3 protein-coding genes and 1 pseudogene are annotated in these 6,830 nt (G+C 72.5%); all 4 read right to left on the minus strand.

The features are described 5' to 3' along the window. Positions 1-134: 134 nt before the first annotated feature. Positions 135-2,189: a M4 family metallopeptidase gene (locus ACWC94_RS41120; protein WP_450802753.1), complete on the minus strand. Its 2,055-nt coding sequence runs from the start codon at positions 2,187-2,189 to the stop codon at positions 135-137. Between the two features lie 240 nt (positions 2,190-2,429). Further along, complete coding sequence (locus ACWC94_RS41125) at positions 2,430-4,232, minus strand: ABC transporter ATP-binding protein (RefSeq protein WP_450802755.1); 1,803 nt, start codon at positions 4,230-4,232, stop codon at positions 2,430-2,432. Then, on the minus strand, positions 4,229-5,935 hold the full coding sequence (locus ACWC94_RS41130; RefSeq protein ID WP_450802756.1) for an ABC transporter transmembrane domain-containing protein: 1,707 nt from the start codon (positions 5,933-5,935) through the stop codon (positions 4,229-4,231). Before ACWC94_RS41130 ends, ACWC94_RS41125 begins: the two co-directional genes overlap by 4 nt. Positions 5,936-6,190: 255 nt before the next feature. Continuing rightward, positions 6,191-6,830 (minus strand): annotated as a pseudogene (locus tag ACWC94_RS41135) (IS701 family transposase); the annotation flags it as partial.

Consider the following 6,830-nt stretch of genomic DNA (forward strand, 5'->3'; position numbering starts at 1 on the left):
TACATGTCAGGGCCCTGAAGTGATGTTGGCGTGAAAACGACTGTCCGAGAAACGTTTCTGGTGTGTTAACGGGGGCCGCCCGAAGGTGCTTGACCTTCGGACGACCCCCAGTTCCCGGGCTTTTCGCGCTCGGTTTACGGGAACGTCAGCTTCCATCCGTTGATCGTTCCGGTGTCGTAGGTGGCCTGATCCTGCACCTTCAATTTCCAGGTGCCATTGGCCGGTTCGGCGGCGGCGTTGACCGTGTAGGTCTCCTTCACGTTGTCCGCCGAGTCCGAGGAGCTGAAGTTCTTCAGGCGGTAGGCGGTGCCCGACGGGCCGACGAGGTCGATCACCAGGTCACCCCGCCAGGTGTGCGTGATGTCGACGCTCACCTGAAGGTTCCCCGGCGCGTTTCCGCTCCTGCCGGAGACCGTGATGTTCGAGGTGACGGCCGGCCCGTTGTCCGGGATGGACACCGGGGTGTTGTTCTCGTACGACGTACCGCCCCCGCCGCCACCGGACCGCGAGCCGACCGCGACGCCCGCCCAGGCGTCCTGCACCGCCTTGTACTCGGCGCTGGAGGTGCCGTACAGCTCACCGGCCGCCGCGAGGGTGCCGGTGCGGGCGCCCGCGTAGTTCGTGGTGGACGTCCACTTGGTGGTCAGCGCCCGGTACCAGATCTGCAGCGCCTTGTCCCGGCCGATGCCGGTGACCGGAAGCCCGTCCGCGGTCGGCGAGTTGTAGCTCACGCCGTTGATCACCTTGGCGCCGCTGCCCTCGCTGAGCAGGTAGAAGAAGTGGTTCGCCGGGCCGGAGGAGTAGTGCACGTCCAGGCCGCCGAGACCCGAGTACCAGTTGTCCTTGGACGCGCCGTCCTTGCTGGGCTTGTCCATGTAGCGCAGCGGGGTGCCGTCGCCGTTGATGTTGATCTTCTCGCCGATCAGGTAGTCGCCCTTGTCGGTCGAGTTGTTGGCGTAGAACTCCACGCCGGTGCCCATGATGTCGCTGGTCGCCTCGTTGAGGCCGCCGGACTCGTCGCTGTAGTCGAGGCCCGCGGTGTTGGCGGTGACGCCGTGGCTCATCTCGTGCCCGGCGACGTCGAGGGCGGTCAGCGGGTCGGCGTTGCCCGAGCCGTCGCCGTAGGTCATGCAGAAGCAGCCGTCGTCCCAGAAGGCGTTGACGTACGAGTTGCCGTAGTGGACGCGCGAGTAGGCGCCCACGCCGTTGTTCTTGATGCCGCTGCGGCCGAACGTGTTCTTGTAGAAGTCCCAGGTCTCCGCCGCGCCGTAGTGGGCGTCCGCGCCCGCGGTGGCCGCGTTGGACGTGGTGCCGTTGCCCCAGGTGTTACTGGACTGCGAGAACAGGGTGCCGGTGCCGGACGTGCCGTGGTTCAGGTTGTACGTCTTGTGGTTGCCGCGGTCACCGTCGGTCAGGTTGAAGTTCGAGCCCGACTGGGTCGTCGTCAGCGAGACCGTGCCGCTGTACTGGGTGTTGCCGGTGCCGGTCGCGTTCTCGATGCCCTGGTACTCGTAGAGCTTCTTGCCGGTGGCGGCGTCGGTGATGACGTGCAGCTGGTTCGGGGTGCCGTCGTCCTGGAAGCCGCCGACGACCGTCTCGTAGGCGAGGACGGGCTTGCCGCTCGCCGCCCAGACCACCGTGCGGACGGAGTCGGCGGCCGACCTGCTGCCGCCGAGGGTCCTGGCCCGCTGCACGGCCTGCTTCTCGGCCGCGGCCTTCGACACGGCCGGGGTGAGCGAGGCGACCTTCAGCGTGGCGCCGGTGGCCCTGACGACGTCCATGGTCTTCCCGGACCTGGAGGCCACGACCAGGTCGCCGCCGAGCACCGGGAGGCCGGCGTAGGTGCGCTCGTAGCGGGTGTGCAGGGTGCCGTCGGCGTCCTTGACGACGTCGCGGGCGACCAGCTTCTCCTGGGCGCCGAGGCCGAGGTTCCGGGCGGTGGCGGCCTGGGCCGAGTCGGCCCGGCGTATCAGCTCGGCGCGCTGCGAGGGCGTGAGCTTGACGGCCACGTGGGCCGGATTCACCTTGCCGGGCTGCGGCTTCGCCGGTGCGGCGCTCGCCGCGCCGGACTGGACGGCGGCGGCGATCAGGGCGGCGACACCGGCGAGGGCGACGGTGGCGGTGCGGCGGTGCGCAGTGGGGCGCGGTGCTGTGTGGGAGGTGCGTCTGCGAGAGGAACTGCTGCTCACACTGACTCCTTCTGCATGACCGCGGGTCGCGCGGCCAGGGGAGACCGGACGGTGGGTTGGGACGTCCGGGCAGAACAGGGCGTTACGCGGAACCACGTGCAGGCCGGCTCACGCGGAGCAGATGAAGCTGTGGGGTTGCTGTGAGTCGGCCAGGGAAGAGTGACAGGGGATCGGCGCACCTGTCAGGACCGCGTCACAAACTTGGCCGGAAATGGTTCGTTGACCGGATGTTCATGTTCGCTATGCGGAACGGTCACCGGGGTCGGGGCTCGGGGTCCCGGGCCGGCCGGCGGTGTCCCCGTGCCAGGTGCGCCACAGCGCCGCGTAGGCGCCGTCGGCGGCCACCAGGTCCTCGTGCGTGCCCAGTTCCGTCAGGCGGCCGTTCTCCATGACCGCCACCCGGTCGGCGTCGTGGGCCGTGTGCAGCCGGTGCGCGATGGCGATGACCGTACGGCCCTGAAGCACGGCGGCGAGGGCACGTTCGGCGTGCCGGGCCGTCGTGGGGTCCAGCAGGGCGGTGGCCTCGTCCAGGATCAGGGTGTGCGGGTCGGCCAGCACCACCCGGGCCAGGGCGAGTTGCTGGGCCTGGGAGCCGTCGGTGGCGGGTCCGCCCGCGCCCAGCCGGGTGTCGAGGCCGTCCGGCAGCTCACGCACCCACTCGTCGGCGCCGACCGCCGTGAGCGCCGCCCACAGGCCGGTGTCCGTGGCGTCCGGCGCGGCGATCAGCAGGTTGTCCCGGACCGTGCCGAGGAACACATGGTGTTCCTGCGTCACCAGGACCACCTGGCGGCGCAGCAGCTCCGGCTCCAGTTCGGCGACCGGCACCCCGCCCACCGTCACCGCGCCGGTCCGGGGCCGGTCGACGCCCGCGAGCAGCCGGCTCAGCGTCGTCTTCCCGGCGCCGGAGGGGCCCACCACCGCGAGCCGCTCCCCGGGCCGTACCGTCAGGTCCACCCCGCGCAGCACCTCGCCGCCGCGCTCATAGGCGTACCGCACGTCGCGCAGGTCGATCCGGTCGTCCGCCGGGACGGGGGAGCCGGCCCCGCGGTCCCCGCGCGGCGCCTGCGCCAGCCCCTCCACCCGCGCGAACGAGGCACCGCTGCTCTGCAGTTGCTCCACGCGCATCAGGATCTGGTCCAGCGGTTCGGTGAACTGCCGCAGGTACAGCGCCGCGGCCACCACCGCGCCGACCCCGACCGCGCCCCGCTGGTGCAGCCACCCGCCCAGCAGCAGCACGCCCGCCACGGGCACGGTGTACGTCACCTCGACCGCGGGGAAGAACACCGTCCGCAGGAACAGGGTGTGGAAGCGGGTGCGGCGGGACTCCTCCAGCGCGTCCCGGCTCGCCGCGATCCGCCGCTCCCGCAGCCCGAACGCCTCCACGGTCCGCGCCCCGGCCGCCGTGGCGGCGACCACCTCGGCGACCTCGGACGTGGCCGCGCCCTCGGCGAGGTAGCCGTCCCGGGCCCGCCGCAGATACCAGCGCAGCGCCAGCCCGATCGGGGCCAGCCCGAGCACCCCGAACGCCCCGAGCAGCGGGTCGAGCGCCCACACGGCGCCCAGCACGAACAGCGCCTGCACGGTGTTGACCAGCAGCTCCGGGCCGACGTCCCGCAGCGTGGTGCCGACGACCGCCACGTCCGCCGTGCCGCGCGCCGTCAGATCGCCGGTACCGGCCCGCTCCACCACCGACGCGGGCAGCGCCAGCACCCGGTCGACGTACTCCTCGCGCACCCGCGCCAGCGTCCGCTCCCCGAACCGGTACCCCACATACCGGGCCCAGCGGGCCAGCAGCAGCTGCGCCAGCGCGCACAGCAGGATCCACAGCGCGAGCCGGTCCACCGCGCCGGCCCCCTGCCCGGCCCGCACGTCATCGACGATCCGCCCGACCAGCCACGGCCCGACCAGCCCCGCCCCCGCGGCCAGCGCGTTCAGCACCAGCGCGGCGGCGAAGGCCCGCCCGTCGGCCCGCACCAGCCGCAGTGCGGCCCGCCGTACCCCGCCGCGGTCCGCGACGGGCAGCAGCCCCTTTCCCGCCGTCACCGCACGGCCCCTTCCGTGTCCCGGGCCACGAGTGCCCGGTAGCCCGGCTCCGCCGCGAGCAGACGCCGATGGGTGCCGCTCGCCGCGACCTTGCCGTCGACCAGGAACACGACGGTGTCCGCCCGGTCCAGCACCAGCGGCGAGGTGGACGTCAGCACCGTCGTACGGCCCTCCCGCGCCTGACGCAGCCGGCGTGCGACGGTCGCCTCGGTGTGCGCGTCCAGCGCCGAGGTCGGCTCCACGGCCAGCAGCACCTCGGGGTCGGCGAGCAACGCCCTGACCAGCCGCACCCGTTGCCGCTGCCCGCCCGAAAGGCTGCGGCCCTGCCCGGACACCGGCGAGTCGGGGCCGTCCGGCAGCCCGCGTACGACGTCCTCGGCGGCAGCCGCGCGCAGTGCCCGCGCCAACTCCGCCCGGCCCACCGGGCGTCGGGCCGCGACGACCTCCCGCAGCGGCCCGGCGAACAGGTCGGCCTCGTTGTCCGCGACCAGGATCCGGCGCCGTACGTCGGCGAGCGGGACCGCGTCGAGCCGTACCGCACCCCAGGTGGCGTCGGTCGGCCCGAAGCGCCCGAGCCGGTCGAGCACGGCGGTGGCCTCGGCGGGCCGGGCGGTGGCCAGCACGGTCAGCCGGCCCGGCACCACCCGCACCCCGGACACCGGATCGTGCAGCTCGGCCGGCCCCTCGGGCGCGGGCAGCGTGCCCTCGTCCGGCTCCGGCTCCAGCCGCAGCAGCCGTACGACCCGGCGCGCGGCCACCACGCCCCGGTTCAGGTCGTAGGCCATCTGCACGAAGAAGGCCACCGGACCGATCAGCACCGCCACATAGCCGTACACCGACACCAACTCGCCGACGGTGAGGGACCCCTGGGCCGCGAGCCGGGCCGCGAGCCAGGTCACCACGGCCAGGAACAGGGTGGGCAGGCCCACCCCGAGCGCCTGCACCCAGCTCGCCACCGCGCCCACCCGGTACCCCTGCGCCCGCAGCCGCTGCGAGTCCTGCCGGAAGGTGTCCGCGAACAGCCCCTTGCCGCCCAGTCCGTTGAGGACACGCAACCCGCCCGCGAGGTCGCCGATGCGCGCGGTGAGCACACCCTGCCGCTCCCGGTACACGCTCTCCGCCCCCTGCAGCCGCAGCGTCAGCGGCCCGGTGACCAGCGCGATCACCGGCAGCCCGAGCAGTACGACGGCGGCCAGCGGCACCGAGATCGCGCACAGCAGCCCGGCCACCACCCCGTAGACCACGGCCGAGCCGACTCCCGGCCCGACCACGGTCAGCGACTGGGCGACGGTGTGCACGTCGCTGACCCCGATCGTCACCACCTCGCCGGCCCCCGCCCGGCGCCCCAGCACGGCCCCGAGCCGCACCACATGGCCCACGACCACCTTCACCGTGCGGAAGTAGGCGTCCATCCGCACCCGGGTCATCGTGCGGTGCCGCATGATGCTCAGCCAGGCGTTCACCGCCCCGGCCACGAACATCACCCCGGTCCACGCGGCCAGCACCCCCAGCCGCCCCGGCACCAGCCCGTCGTCCACGGCCCGCGCCATCAGATACGGCTGCGCGGCCAGCAGCACCATCCACACACTGGCCAGCAGCGCCCCGGCCACCGCCCGGCCCCGCTGGCACAGCACCAGCCACCCGAGATAGCGCCAGCCGCCGCGCGTGTCGGGCGTGCCCGGATCCTCGTACGCGTCGATCATCCGTCCCCCGATCGGCTCGCCCGCTGGGAAACGTCGAACCTATCCGGAGCGGGGACGACCGCTCCATCGATTAACGCGGCTGATCAGGTCTCGAGCACCGCGTTCCGGACGCCTGCCACGGCCGAAACCCCCTAGTAGTGCTTCGTTAGGTTCTGGCTCTGGTTCTGCTGGTCGGCAGGGGCCGGCCGCAGGTGGTGCAGGTGCCGGTCCAGCACCTCAACAGGTCCTGAAGGACGTCGAGGACCTGGTAGAGGGTCAGGCCGGCATCGGGGCTTTTGGGTCGAGCCGCCGCAGGGTGAGGAAGGCCTGCGCGGCGGTGACGAGGGTGACGTGGTGGTGCCAGCCGCGCCAGGTGCGGCCCTCGAAGTGGTCCAGGCCCAGGCCGTGCTTGAGTTCGCGGTAGTCGTGCTCGATCCGCCAGCGCATCTTCGCCCACCGCACCAGGTCAGCGACCGGAGTGGTGGCGGGCAGGTTGCTCATCCAGTAACCGGTCGGCTCATCGGCTCCTGCGGGCTGCTCGACCAGCAGGGTCCGCAACGGCAGCACACCGTCCCACCGGTTGCGTCCTCCGGCTTGTTCCTGGGCGGTTCGGGAGGCTTCCTTGCCCGAGGGCCGCACCTGAAGCACGGCGAAGTGCGAAGTCATCGTGCCTTTGCTGCCCTGCCGCCAGGTGACCTCCTGGAACACGGCGGCCTCAGCAACGAGGTCGGGCAGTGGGCGGGGCGCCTCGCGGTATCGGGGCAGCGTCGGTGGGCCCAGCCCGCCATAAGCGGGTTGATACGGCTCGGCGTCGGCAGGTCGGCGATCTCTTTCGGATCGACGGCCATGACATAGGTCCAGCCGCGTTGCTCCAGCGCGAGCCGGAAGCAGACGCTGCGGCCATAACCGGCATCGG

Source organism: Streptomyces sp. NPDC001135 (assembly GCF_053598395.1).

Bases quoted from the DNA above. Each gene is read 5' to 3' on its own strand.
- ACWC94_RS41130 (WP_450802756.1), bottom strand. From the start codon at position 5,935: ATGATCGACGCGTACGAGGATCCGGGCACGCCCGACACGCGCGGCGGC.